This is a genomic window from Frigoribacterium sp. 2-23 (assembly GCF_049601585.1).
GTDB lineage: Bacteria > Actinomycetota > Actinomycetes > Actinomycetales > Microbacteriaceae > Frigoribacterium.
Window position 1 is genome coordinate 2,627,767 of sequence record NZ_CP187126.1, and the last position, 15,447, is coordinate 2,643,213.

14 protein-coding genes are annotated in these 15,447 nt (G+C 70.7%); 5 read left to right on the forward strand and 9 right to left on the reverse strand.

Translation table 11 applies throughout. The features are described from left to right. Positions 1 to 107: 107 nt before the first annotated feature. Genes ACPEEZ_RS12475 through ACPEEZ_RS12485 form a run of 3 tightly spaced genes read right to left on the reverse strand, consistent with a single transcriptional unit; the run spans position 108 to position 3,591 of the window. Complete coding sequence (locus ACPEEZ_RS12475; RefSeq protein WP_423919520.1) at positions 108 to 1,811, reverse strand: FAD-binding oxidoreductase; 1,704 nt, start codon at positions 1,809 to 1,811, stop codon at positions 108 to 110. After that, the gene (locus ACPEEZ_RS12480; RefSeq protein WP_423919523.1) at positions 1,808 to 2,815 is read right to left on the reverse strand and encodes a lysophospholipid acyltransferase family protein; all 1,008 of its coding nucleotides are present in this window, start codon (positions 2,813 to 2,815) and stop codon (positions 1,808 to 1,810) included. Before ACPEEZ_RS12480 ends, ACPEEZ_RS12475 begins: the two co-directional genes overlap by 4 nt. Beyond that, positions 2,812 to 3,591 (reverse strand): SDR family NAD(P)-dependent oxidoreductase, encoded by a 780-nt coding sequence (locus tag ACPEEZ_RS12485; protein WP_423919526.1) that lies wholly within the window; start codon positions 3,589 to 3,591, stop codon positions 2,812 to 2,814. The genes ACPEEZ_RS12480 and ACPEEZ_RS12485 overlap by 4 nt, the downstream gene beginning before the upstream one ends. A gap of 98 nt (positions 3,592 to 3,689) precedes the next feature. Here ACPEEZ_RS12485 and ACPEEZ_RS12490 point away from each other — a divergent pair, with 98 nt between their 5' ends. Genes ACPEEZ_RS12490 through ACPEEZ_RS12505 form a run of 4 tightly spaced genes read left to right on the forward strand, consistent with a single transcriptional unit; the run spans position 3,690 to position 8,163 of the window. Continuing rightward, positions 3,690 to 4,550 carry a hypothetical protein gene (locus tag ACPEEZ_RS12490; protein ID WP_423919529.1) on the forward strand — a complete coding sequence of 287 codons (861 nt, stop codon included), beginning with the start codon at positions 3,690 to 3,692 and terminating at the stop codon, positions 4,548 to 4,550. Next, positions 4,547 to 6,985 (forward strand): HAD-IB family phosphatase, encoded by a 2,439-nt coding sequence (locus ACPEEZ_RS12495; RefSeq protein ID WP_423919532.1) that lies wholly within the window; start codon positions 4,547 to 4,549, stop codon positions 6,983 to 6,985. Before ACPEEZ_RS12490 ends, ACPEEZ_RS12495 begins: the two co-directional genes overlap by 4 nt. A 7-nt stretch (positions 6,986 to 6,992) precedes the next feature. Next, positions 6,993 to 7,811: a ferritin-like domain-containing protein gene (locus tag ACPEEZ_RS12500; RefSeq protein WP_423919534.1), complete on the forward strand. Its 819-nt coding sequence runs from the start codon at positions 6,993 to 6,995 to the stop codon at positions 7,809 to 7,811. 4 nt (positions 7,812 to 7,815) lie between these two features. Continuing rightward, on the forward strand, positions 7,816 to 8,163 hold the full coding sequence (locus ACPEEZ_RS12505) for a LysR family transcriptional regulator (RefSeq protein ID WP_423919537.1): 348 nt from the start codon (positions 7,816 to 7,818) through the stop codon (positions 8,161 to 8,163). A 67-nt stretch (positions 8,164 to 8,230) separates the two neighbouring features. Here ACPEEZ_RS12505 and ACPEEZ_RS12510 read toward each other — a convergent pair whose 3' ends face one another. From ACPEEZ_RS12510 to ACPEEZ_RS12535, 6 genes are all read right to left on the reverse strand, one after another. Beyond that, on the reverse strand, positions 8,231 to 9,463 hold the full coding sequence (locus ACPEEZ_RS12510) for a GAF domain-containing protein (RefSeq protein WP_423919539.1): 1,233 nt from the start codon (positions 9,461 to 9,463) through the stop codon (positions 8,231 to 8,233). 162 nt (positions 9,464 to 9,625) lie between these two features. Further along, positions 9,626 to 10,009: a DUF1304 domain-containing protein gene (locus ACPEEZ_RS12515; protein ID WP_423919542.1), complete on the reverse strand. Its 384-nt coding sequence runs from the start codon at positions 10,007 to 10,009 to the stop codon at positions 9,626 to 9,628. Positions 10,010 to 10,075: 66 nt separating this feature from the next. After that, positions 10,076 to 10,660, reverse strand: coding sequence for a hypothetical protein (locus ACPEEZ_RS12520; protein ID WP_423919545.1), 585 nt, complete (start codon positions 10,658 to 10,660; stop codon positions 10,076 to 10,078). Between the two features lie 147 nt (positions 10,661 to 10,807). Further along, positions 10,808 to 12,319 carry a sugar porter family MFS transporter gene (locus ACPEEZ_RS12525; RefSeq protein ID WP_423919548.1) on the reverse strand — a complete coding sequence of 504 codons (1,512 nt, stop codon included), beginning with the start codon at positions 12,317 to 12,319 and terminating at the stop codon, positions 10,808 to 10,810. A gap of 174 nt (positions 12,320 to 12,493) precedes the next feature. Then, positions 12,494 to 13,066, reverse strand: coding sequence for a type 1 glutamine amidotransferase domain-containing protein (locus tag ACPEEZ_RS12530; RefSeq protein ID WP_423919551.1), 573 nt, complete (start codon positions 13,064 to 13,066; stop codon positions 12,494 to 12,496). Between the two features lie 122 nt (positions 13,067 to 13,188). Next, on the reverse strand, positions 13,189 to 13,557 hold the full coding sequence (locus ACPEEZ_RS12535) for a YnfA family protein (protein WP_423919554.1): 369 nt from the start codon (positions 13,555 to 13,557) through the stop codon (positions 13,189 to 13,191). A 298-nt stretch (positions 13,558 to 13,855) separates the two neighbouring features. On the opposite strand from ACPEEZ_RS12535, the gene ACPEEZ_RS12540 reads away from it, so the two are divergent. Next, positions 13,856 to 15,358, forward strand: coding sequence for a hypothetical protein (locus tag ACPEEZ_RS12540; RefSeq protein WP_423919556.1), 1,503 nt, complete (start codon positions 13,856 to 13,858; stop codon positions 15,356 to 15,358). Positions 15,359 to 15,447: the final 89 nt, after the last annotated feature.

Below are 15,447 nucleotides of genomic sequence, written 5' to 3' on the forward strand. Positions count from 1 at the left end.
TGTTTCCCGACGCGGAAACGACAAGACGACGTGAGAGATCACGTCGTCTTGTCGTTTTCACGTCGGCGCGCGCCGCGCCAGCGGGCGGGCCGCCGCGCTCCGTCGCGCTACGGCCCGGTGATCTTGCCGGGGTTGAAGTTGCCGCCGGCGTCCGCCGCGTCGAACAGGCCCTTCATGACGGCCACGCCCTCGGCCGACACGTCCTGCTCGAGCCACGGCGCGTGCTCGAGGCCGACGCCGTGGTGGTGGCTCAGTGTCCCGCCGGTGTCGAGGAACGCCTGCTGGATCGCCTTCTTGACCACGTCGTACTCGGCCTCGGCGACATCCTCGGACGTGTACTCGAACGCGAACGTGAAGTAGAGGCACGCGCCCGAGTGGTACGAGTGCGAGAGGTGGCTCATGATCCAGCCCTGCTTGCCGATCTCGTCGAACGCCTGGTTCGCGGCGGCGTAGACGCGGTTCGACACCGCCCGCAGCTTCGACCAGGGTGCGGCGGTCTCGGAGACGTCGCCGATGCCGCCGTGATCGAGGAAGAAGTCGCGCAGGTAGGGCGTGTCGAACTTCTTCTGGTCGTAGAGCTTGCCGGGGCCCGTGCCGACGGACATGCCGCGGTTGGCCTTGACGATCTTGCCGACCAGCTTCTGGGTGCGCGCGACGTGCTCGGGGCTGCCCTCGTAGCCGATGAACGACAGGCACATCGCGTCGACGTCCCAGCCCTTCGCCTTGAGCAGCAGCGGCAGCGCGTCGGTCACCTTCTGCGAGATGCCCTTGCCGGGCTTCGACGTCGCGAACGAGAACGCGGTCTCGTGCGCGTCCGAGACGCGGGTCACCGACGGGGCGGCGTCGCTCTCGGCGATGGCCTGCATGGCGGCGAGGCCGTCGTGCCAGGACGGGAAGAGATAGGCGATGATCTCGCGCTTCTCGGGCAGGCGGTGCACCTGGGCGGTGACCTCGGTGATGACGCCGAGGCGCCCTTCCGAGCCGATGATCATCTCGCGCAGCGACGGCCCCGTCGATGCGCTCGGCACGGCGCGGATCGCGAGGACGCCACCGGGGCGCACGACACGCAGACCCTTCGTGATGTCGGCGATGTCGCCGTACTTGTCGCTCTGCATGCCCGACGAGCGCGTCGCGACCCAGCCGCCCATGGTCGAGTGCGTGAAGCTGTCGGGGAAGTGCCCGAGCGTCCAACCGCGGGCGTTCAGCTGCTCTTCGAGGTCGGGGCCCTGGCCGCCGGCCTGGATGCGGGCGAGACCCGAGTCCTCGTCGATGTCGAGCACCTTCGACAGACGGCCCATGTCGAGCGACACGACGGGGCGTGCCTCGGCGGGCAGCGGCTCGAGGCTGCCGGCGATGTTGCTGCCGCCGCCGAACGGGATGAGCACGAGGTCTTCGGCGACCGCGAGGTCGACGATCTTCTGCACCTCGGCCTCGTCGGCCGGGTACACGACGACGTCGGGGACGCGCGGGAGGCGCCCGGCACGGATGCGCAGCAGGTCGCGGACGCTCTTGCCGTACGTGTGCACGACGCGGTCGAGGTCGTCTCCGGTGACGGCGTCGGCACCGACGATCGCGGTCAGCTTGTCGACCACGGCCGAGGAGGCGAGGGAGGCCGGCACGGTCAGGTCGCCGATGTCGAGACCGGTGTCGTGCCGGCCCTGGGTCAGCTCGACACCCACGATCTTCTTGACGAACGGCGCGAAGGCCGGCTTGTCGTCGTGGTGGAATGCGACGCCCTCGACGCCCCAACCCCACCATTTCATGTGCTTGACGCCTGAGATCGTGTCGGGCTTCTGTTGGACGTCGGTCACCGGTGTGCTCCTTCGGACGGGTTCTGCGGACCCAGGATACGGGCCGTGTTGGTCTCTTTCAGGCGGATGATCTCGTCCCGGAGGCGCGCCGTGAACTCGATCGGCGTCTCACCGTCGAGCGGACGCATGGGGTCGCCGAACGCGACGCCCACCGGCAGGCGGCCGGGCCGTGGCCAGTTCGCGCCTCGCGGGTGAGCGATGTTCGCGCCGATCAGGGCGAGCGGGATGACAGGCACCTCGCACGAGGCGGCGAGCGCCGCGGCCCCGGGCTTGAACGGGCCCATCCGGCCGTCCTTCGAGCGGGTCCCCTCGGGGAAGACGAGCACGGGGTAGCCACGCTGCAGCAGCGAGCGCGCGCTGACCGTGGGGTGCCCGGCGCGCACCCTGGCCCGCTTGCGGGCCGCGCTCGTCCGTGGGGCGTCGGGCCGTGCGACCGCGCGACCGTCTGCGGGTGCCGCGGCGTCGGCGTCGGCCTGACCCGCGCCTCCTGCGTTCTTGCCCCCGGCCAGGGCCGGCGGGCGGTGCACGGGGAACGCATTGAAGAACAGCTCGGTGAGGCGGCGGCGCCAGCGCACCTCGAAGAAGTAGTCGGCCGCGGCTCCGGTGGCGAGATAGCGGGCGAGACGGCGGGGCAGCGCGCCGAGGATGAGCGGCGCGTCGAGGTGGCTCGAGTGGTTGGCGACGACGATGAACCCGCCGCGGACGTCCTTCACGCGGTCGCGGTCGATCACCGTGACGTCGGTCAGCGACCAGATCGTCGGCTTGAGCACGACCCGCTGCGCCACGTAGCGCGCGGCGGCATGCGTCTTCGAGCTGAAGCGGTCGCGGACGTCGCCGGCACGATCGCGCACGTCCCCGGCGGTCGCGGTCGCCCGCTGGGCCACGTCCCCCGCGGCACCCCGTGCCGTGTGGGCCACGTCGGTCGCTGCCTCGCCCGCCTTGTGCGCCACGTCTCCCGCTCTCTGTGCGATCGCGTCGAGTCGCTTGCGCTGACTCGGCTTCACGACCCGGCCGGCTTCCGCCTGCTGCTCGAGATGGCGGCCGAGACGCGCCGCACCGCCGTCTTGGGGGCATGACGGACCAACCAGATCAGCACCTGGTATCGAACCGTCGGTATGGAGATCACCTTGTCCCTGTCGACATCGCGCAATGCGTCGCGCACCAGTCGTTCGGCGCTCAGCCACAGTCCGTTTGGAATGCTCGACGCCCGGATGCCGGCCCGCTGATGGAACTCGGTCCGAACCCAGCCCGGCAGCAGTGCCGTGACACCGACGCCCGTGCCCCGCAACTCGACGGCCAGGCCCTCGCTGTACGACGTCACCCACGCCTTGATGGCCGAGTAGCCGCCCATCGCCATGAAGCCCGCGGTGCTCGAGACGTTGACGATGCGACCGCGACCGCGCTCCCGCATCGCGCGCGCCGCCGCCCCGGACAGCACGAGCACGGCCCGCACCATCACCTCGAAGGCGCGGTCGTGGATCGCGACGTCCGGGTCGGTCAACGGCGTGTGCATGCCGAAGCCCGCGTTGTTGACGAGCAGGTCGACGGGACGATCGGGGTCTTCGAGCCGAGCGGCGACCCGGTCGACGTCGGCTCGGTCGGCGAGGTCGGCCGGAAGCACCTCGACGTCGCGCCCGAGGCGACGGAGGGTTCGGGCCGTCTCGTCGAGACGGGTCACGTCACGGGCGACCAGGACGATATCCCAGCCCCGTTCGGCGAGTTGGCGGGCGAATTCGGCTCCTATGCCGGACGTACCCCCGGTGACGAGCGCTACAGCCATGCCGCTTACGATACGGTGCTGCGAGGCACCTGCGCGCACCCGAACCGGCCGAGCACGCCATTCGCCATCGCACACCCCGCTTTTGAGGATCACGTTCTATGACCAGTGCCGACTCCCCTTCGTCCTCGTCTCCCGACTTCACGGGGCACGGCACCGAGGCGCTCGACGCCGACTTCGACATCCGCGAGTTCACGCGGACGGCGCAGGGCAATCTGCGCTCCGAGCTCGATCTCGAGGCGTTCGCGGCCGACCCCGTCTCGACCGAGGCGCTCGACCTGTTGCAGTATCTCGGTCGCCTTGAGAGCGCCACGATGGAGAACCTCCGCAACCTGCTCGTGACCGCGACGCACAAAGATGCGCGCGTCACGGCCTTCCTCGTCACGTGGGCGTTCGAGAAGTTCTGGCTCTCGGACGCGATCGACGCCGTCCAGGAGGCGCATGGTCGCCCCCGAGGCAAGGACGTCCCCGAGGGGCCCACCCGCCATGCCGTCTCCGAGTTGCGCGAACGACGAGGTCCCATCGTCCGCGCGGTGCAGGCCATCGGGCTCGGCATCCCCATCGTCGCGGTGCACACGACGACCGGTGTCGTGGACGAGTGGATCATGCGCTCGTCGTACGAACGGCTCGTCGAGATCGCCGACAACGAGCCGCTGTCGGCCGTGGTGGATACGATTCTCCGCGTGAAGAGCCGCCACGAAGAATTCTTCGCCGACGAGTCGAAGCGCCGTCTGGCCGAGTCGTCGCGCGCCGTCAAGCAGACGCGCACGGCCCTCGAGCACGCCGTGTGGCCGGTCGGGGCGATCGAGCGCTCCGACGCCGACCGCACGATGTTCGAGCGCCTCGTCTTCGGCGACGCGGCCGGCCGCTATCGGGCCGACGCCATCGGCGCCCGCGTCGCCGCACTGCCGGGCATGGACGCCCGCATCGGCGATGCCGTGAGCCGGAAGCTGGCCGCATGAGCGCCTCCTCTTCTTCTCGGTCTTCTGCCGCGTCGTCGGCTGCGGCGGCGTCCGCCGCATCGGCCTCGGCAGTGCCGTCGGCAGCGCCGTCGGCCGACGAGACGCCCGTCGCGGACGCCGTGTCGGCGGCCGACGCCACGTCCGAGACCGTCGTCTCGCTCGGTGCCGCGCACGTCCTCCTCACCGGGGGCACCGGGTTCGTCGGTCAGGCGATCCTCGAGCGACTGTTGTCGACGCACCCCGACACCACCGTGACGCTGCTGATCCGGCCGAAGGCGGGCACGTCCGCCGTCGGCCGCCTGCGTCACCTGCTCAAGAAGCCGGTCTTCGCGTCCTGGCGCGAGCGCGTCGGCGCCGACGAGGTCGAGCGGGCGCTCACCGGACGACTGCGCGTCATCGAGAGCTCGCTCGGCACACTGCCGCCGCTGCCGACCGATCTCGACGTCGTCATCCACAGCGCCTCCACCGTGTCGTTCGACCCTCCCATCGACCAGGCGTTCGACACGAACGTCGGCGGCGCGCTCGGTCTCTACGAGGCGCTGCTCGCGTCGGGTGCCGACCCGCACGTCGTGCACGTGTCGACGGCGTACGTCGGGGGCATCCGCAAGGGCGTCTTCCCCGAGGCGTCGCTGACCCACTCGGTCGACTGGCGCGCCGAGTACGACGCCGCGCGCGACGCCCGCGCCCGGGTCGAGGCCGCGTCCCGTCAGCCCGAGACCCTGCGCGAGTTCCTCGCGGCCGGTCGCCACGAGCACGGCAAGACCGGCCCGCAGGCGGTCGCGACGGCCGCCGAGGAGGCCCGCGTCGAGTGGGTGCGTGCCCGGCTGGTCGACTACGGCCGCATGCGCGCCGAGGCCCTCGGCTGGACGGACGTCTACACGCTCACCAAGGCCTTCGCCGAGCGCGCGGCCGAAGAGCTGTGGGCGGCGGCCGGTCACCGCCTGTCGATCGTCCGCCCGGCCATCGTCGAGAGCGCGTTCCGCCACCCGTACCCGGGCTGGATCGACGGCTTCAAGGTCGCCGACCCGCTGATCATGTCGTACGCCCGCGGTCTCCTGCCCGAGTTCCCGGGAGTCCCCGACAGCGTGCTCGACGTCGTGCCGGTCGACTTCGTCGTCAACGTCATCCTGTCGGTCGCCGCGAACCCCGCGCCGGCCGGTGACGCGCAGTTCTTCCATGTCTCGTCGGGCAACAGCAACCCGTTCACGATCCTGCGCATGTTCGAGAACCTCAACGCGTTCTTCACGGCCAACCCCCTGCCGAAGGACGAGACCAGCCACATCGCGGTCCCGACCTGGAACTTCCCGGGCATCCGCAAGGTCGAGGGCGCCATCCGCGCCAAGTCGCGCGTGAACGACCTGCGCGAGTCGGTGCTGACCAAGCTCCCGTCGACCACGCGTACCCGCGCCGCCCTCACGACGGTGCAGCAGCGCCGGGCCGACCTCGAGTCGATGCAGACGCTGACCGACCTGTACCGCCACTACGTGCAGTCCGAGATCATCTTCGACGACCGCCGCACGCGGGCTCTGCACGCCGGTCTGCCCGCGGGCTCCCCCGCCGACATCGGCTACGACGTCGTCGACATCGACTGGGAGGACTACTTCCAGCGCGTGCACTTCCCCGCCATCACGACGATGACGCGGGCGTTCTCGGTCCGCCCGGCGGCAGGGGCCGTCGTGGCCGACACCCGCCCGTTGCCGACCCGCGACGACGTGCTCGCGATCTTCGACCTCGAGGGCACCGTCGTCGACTCGAACATCGTCGAGCAGTACCTCTGGGTGCGCTCGGCCGGGTTCCGCAAGGCCGCCTGGCCCGGCGAGGCCGCCAGTCTCCTCGCGTCGCTGCCCCGGTACCTGCGCGCCGACGGACGCGATCGTGGAGAGTTCATCCGCACCTTCCTGCGTCGGTATGCGGGCATGCCGGTGTCGCGCCTCCGCGGGGTCGTCTCGTCCCCCGCCTACAGCGACATGATCCGTCGCCGCGCCCTGCCGGAGGCGCTCGAGCGCATCGCCGCGCACCGCGCCGCCGGTCACCGGACCGTGCTCGTCACGGGCTCGATCGACTCGCTGGCCGCGCCGATCGCCAACCTCTTCGACGAGGTCGTGGCGAGCACGATGCACAGCCGCGACGGCGTGCTCACGGGCTATCTGGTGCAGCCGCCGCTGGTCGACGAGGCGCGGGCGGCCTGGTTGCAGCAGTACGCCGCCGCGAACGGCCTCGATCTTTCGGCCTCGTACGGTTACGGTGATAGTCACTCCGATCTCGCGTGGCTCGAACTGCTCGGCTACCCGAACGCCGTCAACCCCGATGCCAATCTGGCGAGGGAGGCGCTCCGAAGAAGGTGGAGCATCCGCGATTGGAAGCGTGGCGTCCGCACGGGCGCCGCAGACACGGCGAAAGGAGACGGACGCACGGCCCCAGGCCGCGCCTCCTGATTTCTACATGGCATTCGACATCGACAAATACGCCGCGTCGTCCGAGCGAGTCACCTGGGACGACCTCGACCTCGAACACTTCAAGAAGAACCCGCTGTCGCCCGAGTCGCTGCGCACCCTGCGGTACATGGCCGACGTCGAGTACCACACGGTCTGCTACACGCGTGACCTGCTGACGACCCCCTCGCACAAAGAGGGCGACGTCAGCTCGTTCATGACGATGTGGAACCGCGAGGAGTTCTGGCACGGCGAGGCCCTCGCCGCGATCCTCGACGTGCACGGCATCAAGGTCGACTACGACCAGCTCCGGGCGAACCGTCTGAAGCTCGGCTGGCGCGACCGCCTCGACCCCGTCAAGCAGGGTCTGCTCGGCAAGATCGTCGGCTCCGACTTCGTCGCGGTGCACATGTCGTGGGGTGCCGCCAACGAATACTCGGCCGTCACCGCCTACCGCCGCATGGCCGAGCTGGAGAAGGACCCGGTGCTCGCCGAGTTGCTGCGTCGAATCGCCCAGCAGGAGACCCGCCACGTCGCGTTCTACGTGTCGCAGGCCCGCGAGCGCCTGCTGAAGAGCAAGCGTGCGCAGAAGCTCACCCGCCTGCTGCTCTCGAAGGTGTGGGCCCCCGTCGGCTCGAGCATCATGGAGGTCGACGACGTCAAGTTCGTCTTCAACCAGATCATGAGCGGCGAGGCCGGTCGCAAGGCCGCCGCCCAGCTCGACCAGAACATCTCGAAGCTGCCGGGCATGCAGGGTCTGACCATCTTTCAGAAGGCGCTCGAGGGTCTCGGCGTCAACATGGGGCCGACAGGCAGCGCGACGGCTTGACCCGGTGAAGATAAGCCACCTGCGACATTTCGTCGCCGCCGCCGAAGAACTCCACTTCGTGCGCGCGGCCGACCGCCTCGGCATCTCCCGGCAGAAGCTCGACTCGTCGATCGCCGCCGTCGAGGCCGAATACGGCAAGGCCCTGTTCGATCGCACCGCCACACCGACGCGCCTGACGAAGGCCGGCGAGGCCGCGTTGGCCGATGCCCACGTCGAGTTGGCGAAACCGTCGACGCCCGCCGCGCCTCCTCCCCGGCCCGCCGGCGGCAAGGCGAAGGCATCGAAGGGTCGAGGCCGCGCACCCGTCGTCAAGGGCGAGCCGAAGCCGTTCAAGAAGCGCCAGGGGCGGTAGCCGCCGCTGCGGGTGCCGGCTCGCCGGGCGCCGTTCCCGGCGCCGGTTCGCCGGGCGCCGCGCCCGGCTACGGCGTCGGCTGCGGGGCCGACGGCGTCGCCGCGAGCTCGCGCTGCACGGCGAGCGCCAGTTCGCGCAACAGCACCAGATCGACGCTGTCGGCCGAGCGCGGCTCGGCGTCGACCACGCAGAGGGCGCCGATCCGTACGCCGTCGGCGGTCTCGACCGGGTGCCCCGCATAGAACCGGATCGCCGGGTGCGACACGAAGCGATCGTCGCTCCAGGCATCGGGGACGACCAACGCCACCCCGCTCTTGATGGTCTGCGCGCAGAACGACGCGGCGAGCGGGAGTTCGGTGAGCTCGGCTCCGGCGACCGCCTTGTGCCATTGCCGGCGGTCGTCGACGAGCGAGAACGCGGCGCCGTCGGTCCCGAGCAGGATGCGCGCCCGCTCGACGATGTCGTCGAACCGCTGCTCGCGCGGGGTGTCGAGCAGGCCGAGGCCCCTGATCGCCTCGAGGCGCTCCTCGTCGCCCTGGGGCCGGTTGCGCTCGCCCCGGGCGGATCGACCGGCGAGCACGTTCGCGTCCAGCAGCGGCGCCAGCGCCGCGGCCTGCACCGCGGCCCAGGGCCGGAACCTCGCCCCGCTCGTGATGCGCGCGTCGCCCTCGACCGGCGTCGCGAGTTCAGGAGCGGGCACGAAGGAGGCACGGCGCCGGCCCTCGAGGAGGGCGCGCGTCGCCGCGTTGAGCCGGTCGGCCTGACGGTCGGCGGCTCCCCCGGGCGCGAGGTGGAACAACTGCACCGAGCTCGGCGGCTGGATGCCCATGACGACGAGCGGGGTGCTCTCGACGGTGGCGTCCTCGATCGTGTCGAGCAGCGCGGAGACCGACTCCCGCCACGACCTGACCGACGTCATACGGATGGCGTCGCGCACCCCGAGGACGACCACCACGGCGTCGTACTGGCGGAGGCGGCGCGAGCCGAGCAGTGTCGGTGCGGTCGCCGCCGTCACGTCGGGGTCGGCGATCAGGTCGACGTCTGCTCCGCGACCGGTGGCCGCCGACAGGGCGCGGGCCAGGTGCCCGGGCATGGCGAGGTCGTGGCTCCTGACTCCCCACCCGCACGCCGGGCCGTTGCCGATCAGGGCGATGCGGTCGGGGTCGACGCCGAGAGCGTGCACCTGCGGGGCGTCGTCGGGTCGCGGTGCGGCGGTGGCGTCGTCGGCCACTCGGAAGCGGCCTCGCAGCACGATGCCGACGAGTCGGTGCCAGGCGGACCGGCGGAAGAAGAGGTGCATAGGTGGCGCCCCGCGCGGGTTATCCCTGATCGACGGGCGCGTGGAGCAAGTGTTCATGATCACCCGACGGCTCGTCGCGGTCATCCCCCAGGACGGGGGCTGCGCCGTCGCCGCTGGCTGTGCTGGGGCTGCGGTCGGCTGTGCTGCGGCTGGTGGGCCTGCCTACAGCGAGACGATCGCGAGCACGAGGGCGAGGGCCGCCGGGATGAACTGCAGGCTGGCGGGTCGCAGGTACTTCGCGCCGCCGCTGACGAGGATGAGCCCGGCGAACGCCATGCACGCCATCGCGAAGATGACGAGCGTCAGACCGACGACGGTGTGCCCAGCGCCGATCAGGACAATGCCGACGAGCGCGCCCACGGCGAGCGCGAGGTTGTAGAAGCCCTGGTTGTAGGCCATCGGCCGGATGGTCTCGGCCGCCTCGGCGCTCTCGATGCCGAAGCGCGCGTAGACCGCAGGACGAGTCCAGAGCACGCTCTCGAACACGAAGAACACGATGTGCAGGACGGCGGCGACGGCCGCGACGATCTGGGTGGCGAGGATCATGGCTGATCACTTTCTGTCGAGGATGGAGCGTGCCGCAGGGGTGGTGCGAAGTCAGGGGGTCCGAAGTCAGGTGGTGCCGGGGCGCCGACGCAGCGCCTCCAGGTCGTCGTCGATCAGGCCGCGGAGTCGCTCGTCGCGGTGCTCGGCGTAGTCGTCGTCCTCGACGACGACGGCCGACCGCACCCGTGTCACGACGGCGGCGCCGACGTCGCCCCAGGCCCGGTCGACGGCGATCGCCACGATGTCGTCGACCCAGTCGGAGTCGTCCTGCAGAGCCAGCAGCCGATCGGCCACGGTCGTGTAGGTGTTCTCGCGGAACCACAGGGCGAAGTCGTCGTCGCGGCGGTAGTCGTGCTGGTGCTTCGAGCGACCACGGGCCCGGCCCGCCTTGCGACGTTCGCTCGACATGCGGCGCGCGGTGGTCCGCTGCTCGTCGGCGAGCCGGCCCAGCTCCTCGCGCACCAACGCCTCCGTGTGGTCGCGGTCGAAGACGGCCCCCTCGTGCAGGGCCCGCACGATGATGCGGTTCGTGATGGCGACGATGGCCGCCTGTCGGGCGATCAGGAGCGCCTCGCCCACCGCGTGCTCGAGCTCGTCGGGGTCGACCGGCGCGGGGACGCCGTCGACCTGACGTGACCTGCCCCACTTCATGCGGTCGAACTCCTTCGCGTGTCGCCGACGCAGGAGCGCGGCCCGACCCATTAAAGCCCCGAGGAGGCGCGGCGGGCGATTCCGCACACCGCGCCTCCTGAGCTCCCGACCGCCGGTCGCGACCTCGACGAGTCGAGGGGCGCGCCCTCAGCGACCGGAGGCGACGGGGATCGCGCCGGTGCTGAAGTCCTCCTCGAGCTGTTCGAGCGAGCGGCCGTTCGTCTCGGGCACGCGCGTGATCGCGAAGACGAGCGAGCCGGCGTTCAGCACGGCGAAGACGAAGAAGGTGCTCGAGATGCCGATCGCGTCGACCACGATGGGGAAGCTCAGGCTCACGGCGAAGTTCGTGAGCCACAGCACGAGGACGGTCAGCCCCATGCCGATCCCGCGCAGCCGCAGCGGGAAGAGCTCGGACAGCATCAGCCACACGATCGGGCCGATGGTGCCCTGCATGGTGCCGACGAAGCAGATCACGAAGACGAGGACGACGACGGCACGGGCGATCCCCTCCGGGACGAGCAGCGACGACAGGCCGATCAGGAGGTGGAAGACGAGGACTCCTGCGAAGCCGACGATCAGCATCGTGCGGCGCCCCACCCGGTTGATGACGCGCAGCGCGACGAGCATCGCGATCACCGCGACGACCCCGGCGCCGACATTGGCGACGAGCGCGCCGCTCTGCGAGAAGCCGGACTGCTCGAGCACCTGCGTGCCGTAATACATGATCGAGTTGATGCCGGTGAACTGCTGGGCGACAGCTAGGCCGAGGCTCACCAGCAGTATCCGCCGCAGCCACGGCTCGGCGACGAGATCGGCGAGGCGGGCGCTCTTCGCGGTCGACTCGTCATGGGCGAGCGCGCGCACCTCGGCGACTTCGGCCACGGCGCGATCGTCGCTGCGGATCTGCCTGAGTACCCCGAGCGCCTCGTCGTCCCTCCCCTGACCGATCAACCAGCGCGGGCTCTCCGGTACGCGCAGCATGCCGACGAACAGGGCGATCGCCGGCAGCACGGCCACGCTGAGCATGAGGCGCCAGACGTCGTCGTGCTCGCCCCAGACGCTGCCGATGACGGCGTTGATGGCGAAGGCGGCGAGCTGACCGCTCACGATCATGAGTTCGTTGCGGCTGACCAGGCCACCGCGCCGCTCGGTCGGGGCCAGCTCGGCGAGGTAGACGGGCACGGTGACGGAGGCGCCGCCCACCGCGATCCCGAGCACGAAGCGTGCGGCGCTCAGGAACTCCCACGTCGGCGAGACGACACAGGCGAGCGCTGCGATCGTGAAGAGCAGCGCCAGCCCGCGGATCGTCGGGCGGCGACCCAGTGCGTCCGAGACCCGGCCGACGAAGAAGGCGCCGACGGCCGCCCCGACCAGGATGGCCGAGACCATCACGCCCTCGCTCGTCGGCGTGAGGCCGAGACTCGTCTCGAGCGACGACAGTGCACCGTTGATGACTCCGGTGTCATAGCCGAACAGGAGTCCGCCGAACGTCGCGACGACCGCGATGACGCCGAGCCGGCGCTGGTGCGGCCCCGCGGTCAGCGGCGGCAAGGCGACCGACGAGGAGGCGCGGGTCGGCTCCGCAGGAGACGTCGCGTCGGGCGTCGGGCTCGGTGCGGGCGTCGGCTCGGGCGTCGGGCTCGGGTGGTGCGGGGCCACGGGACCTCCGGGGTCGGGTGCGAGGGCGGGCCGTCGGGAGTTCAGGCCGTCATCGAGTCTGACCCCTCGGGCGGCGGCCGTCCGACATGCCGCCGCACCGCCGCCCTGAGAACACGACGCCGCGCCGCCTCCCGGGAGAGACGGCGCGGCGATGGTGGTGCTGCGGAGAACGACTCAGGCGGAGACGGACGACGCCAGCGCCGTGCCGACCTCGCGGACGAAGTCGGGCAGGTCGTCGGGGTCGCGGCTCGTGACCAGGGTCCAGCCGTTCTCGACATCCGTGACGACCGAGCGGTCGACCCACGTGCCTCCTGCGTTCTTGACGTCGGTCTGCAGGGACGGGAAGGAGGTGAGCTCCTTGCCGGACAGGACGCCGGCCTCGACCAGGGCCCAGGGGCCGTGGCAGATGGCGGCGACGGGCTTGCCGGCGTCGACGAACGCCTTCACGAGAGCGACGGCATCGGCATCGGTGCGCAGGCTGTCGGCGTTGATCGTGCCGCCGGGGATGAGCAGCAGGTCGTGCTCCGAGACGTCGGCCTCGGCGATGGTCGTGTCGGGGCGGACGGTCTCGCCCGGGTCCTTGTCGCCGACCAGCGTCTCGACGGGCGCGGTCGAGGTGGCGGCGACGACGACGGTCGCCCCGGCGTCGCGGAGCTCACGGGTGGGGACGACGAGCTCGTCCTGCTCGATGCCGTAGTTCGTGACGATCGCGAGGACGCGTCGGCCGGTCAGATCGGTGGTAGCCATGGGGTCTCCCTGGGTTGTCGCACGCCAAAGGAGGTGGCGCGCTGTTCTGGTGGGCAGGCCTCCCGTCTACGCCGGGGCTCTGGGCACCCGCTGGGCCGTGTCCCCCGGCGCCTGACTTGCCGTCACGCCTCGTCGGGCGACGCCGCGGCGATCGCGGTCGTGAGAATCGGGGCGAGGATGACGATGCCGGCGCCGAGCAGGCTGACGGAGGAGCCGACGTAGTCCCAGAGGGTGGGCTTGAAGCCGTCTACGACGATGCCCCACGCCAGGGACGCGGCCACGAACACGCCGCCGTAGGCCGCCAACACCCGGCCGAAGTTCGCGTCGGGCTGGAAGGCGGCGACGAAACCGTAGGCGCCGAGGGCCATGACGCCGAGCAGGGCGAACAGCCAACCGCGATGTTCCCGGACGGCCTGCCAGATCAGCCAGGCGCCTCCGATCTCTGCGACGGCAGCCAGCAAGAACAGCAGGACGACTCGCGCGATGGTCATGCCGCAGTGTGGCAGGCGTGCGAGGCACCTCGACTATCCCCATCGCGAACCGGCCTGATCGACCGACACCCCCCTTTCGGGGCGCGCCGAGGCTGCGATCGCCGCCCTTCTGCGCATGCCGAACGTCGCTTCCCCACACTCATGAGATTTTCTTGACTAAAAAGTGGCACTTTCTCAGGACTCGTATAGGTTCGAAGACGTGCGTTTTTCTCGATTCGCACTGCAGGTCTTTTTCGGTGCTGGGCCGGATCGGACAAGCGATGACGCTTGCTACACCGACCAAGAAAGCACTCACCACGTGATCACCAAGTTCTCTTGGCGTCGTGCGGTGGCCGTTCCGGCCGTCCTCACGCTCGCCCTCGGAGGGGCACTCCTCTCCACGACGGCCGCCAACGCAGCCGACGGCCAGCTCGTCATCTCGGCTCCCGCCGAGGGCTCGACGACCGCGTCGCGCACCGTGACCGGCACCGCCGTTCCCGGCGCGACGATCAACATCTTCGCCGACGACACCCGCACCAACCGTCTCGCGCAGACGAGCACGGACCGTCAGTCCGGTGCGTTCTCGGCCACCCTGCCGACCTACTCGGACACCGCTCCCACCGCACAGAGCATCTTCGTCGACGGTGTCGCCGGGGGCAGCGGGTTCAGCGACGCGCAGACGCGTGCCTTCAACATCCCTGCCGTCGCCCCGCTCGAGACCTTCTCGGTCACGGCTCCGACCGCCGGTCAGCAGCTCGCCTCGCGCACCGTCACGTTCTCGGGCACCGGTAACTCCGGCTCGACCGTCAACGTCCTCGACACCGCCGGCAACCGCCTGCCCGGCACCGGCGCCGTCGCCGTCGTCAACGGCCAGTGGTCGCTGACCTACACCTACCCCGAGACCGTCGACCGCAACCAGTCGGTTCGCGTGACGCAGGTCACGGGCGGTTCGGGCTCGGGCGACACCACCGTCGCCTTCGTCCTGCCGCAGGGTCAGACCCTCGTGGTCGAGACGCCCGCCGAGGGCTCGACGACCGCCACGCGCACCGTCACCTTCTCGGGCACCGGCAACGCCGGTTCGACCGTCAACGTCCTCGACACCAACGGCGGCCGTCTGGCCCCCGCCACCGTCGTCGGCAACGATGGCCGCTGGTCGACCAACGTCGTCTACTCCGACACCGCCCCCACGGCTCAGACCGCCCGCATCACGCAGGTGACCGGTGGAGCCGGCTCGGGCGACATCACGCGCACGTTCAACCTCGCCGCCGTCGCCGCCGTCCCGCCGACCGAGCCCACGCTCGACGCTCCGGTCATCACCTCGCCCACCGAGGGCCAGGTCGTCGTCGGCAGCTCGCTGACCATCAGCGGAACGGGTACCCCCGGCTCGAACATCGGCGTCGTCGTCTACCCGACCGACCAGGCACCGCAGTCGTCGGCCCCCTTCGACGAGGCCATGGCCGATGACGAGATCGTCGTCGACGCCGCAGGACGATGGACCACCACGATCACGGGCGTCCGTCCCGGCTCGTTCACGGCCGCACCGTTCGCCTTCCTGCTCGACGAGAACGGCGAGCCCGTGCTCGACGCCGACGGTCAGCCGCTGATCGCCGCCGGTGACCCGGTCAACTTCAGCGTCGTCGCCGCCGCGGTCGCTCCCGCCGCGACCACGCCCGTCGTCCCGGCCGGTCTGGCCTTCACCGGTAGCGAGGCCACCGGCCCCGCCATCGGCATCGGCGCAGCCATCCTGCTGTTCGGCTCGGCCCTGATGATGATCGGCCGCCGCCGCGCCAAGCTCGCCGCGTCGACCGTCTCGGAAGACTGAGCACCCGGCAGCACCGGAACACCTGCACCACCTGAACACCCGACGGCCCCTGCTTCGCACGAAGCAGGGGCCGTCGGCCGTCGGCCGTC

Excerpts from the sequence above, each read along its gene's own strand:
- ACPEEZ_RS12485 (WP_423919526.1), bottom strand. The coding sequence starts at position 3,591 with ATGGCTGTAGCGCTCGTCACCGGGGGTACGTCCGGCATAGGAGCCGAA.
- ACPEEZ_RS12490 (WP_423919529.1), top strand. The coding sequence starts at position 3,690 with ATGACCAGTGCCGACTCCCCTTCGTCCTCGTCTCCCGACTTCACGGGG.
- ACPEEZ_RS12495 (WP_423919532.1), top strand. The coding sequence starts at position 4,547 with ATGAGCGCCTCCTCTTCTTCTCGGTCTTCTGCCGCGTCGTCGGCTGCG.
- ACPEEZ_RS12500 (WP_423919534.1), top strand. The coding sequence starts at position 6,993 with ATGGCATTCGACATCGACAAATACGCCGCGTCGTCCGAGCGAGTCACC.
- ACPEEZ_RS12510 (WP_423919539.1), bottom strand. The coding sequence starts at position 9,463 with ATGCACCTCTTCTTCCGCCGGTCCGCCTGGCACCGACTCGTCGGCATC.
- ACPEEZ_RS12515 (WP_423919542.1), bottom strand. The coding sequence starts at position 10,009 with ATGATCCTCGCCACCCAGATCGTCGCGGCCGTCGCCGCCGTCCTGCAC.
- ACPEEZ_RS12520 (WP_423919545.1), bottom strand. The coding sequence starts at position 10,660 with ATGAAGTGGGGCAGGTCACGTCAGGTCGACGGCGTCCCCGCGCCGGTC.
- ACPEEZ_RS12530 (WP_423919551.1), bottom strand. The coding sequence starts at position 13,066 with ATGGCTACCACCGATCTGACCGGCCGACGCGTCCTCGCGATCGTCACG.
- ACPEEZ_RS12535 (WP_423919554.1), bottom strand. The coding sequence starts at position 13,557 with ATGACCATCGCGCGAGTCGTCCTGCTGTTCTTGCTGGCTGCCGTCGCA.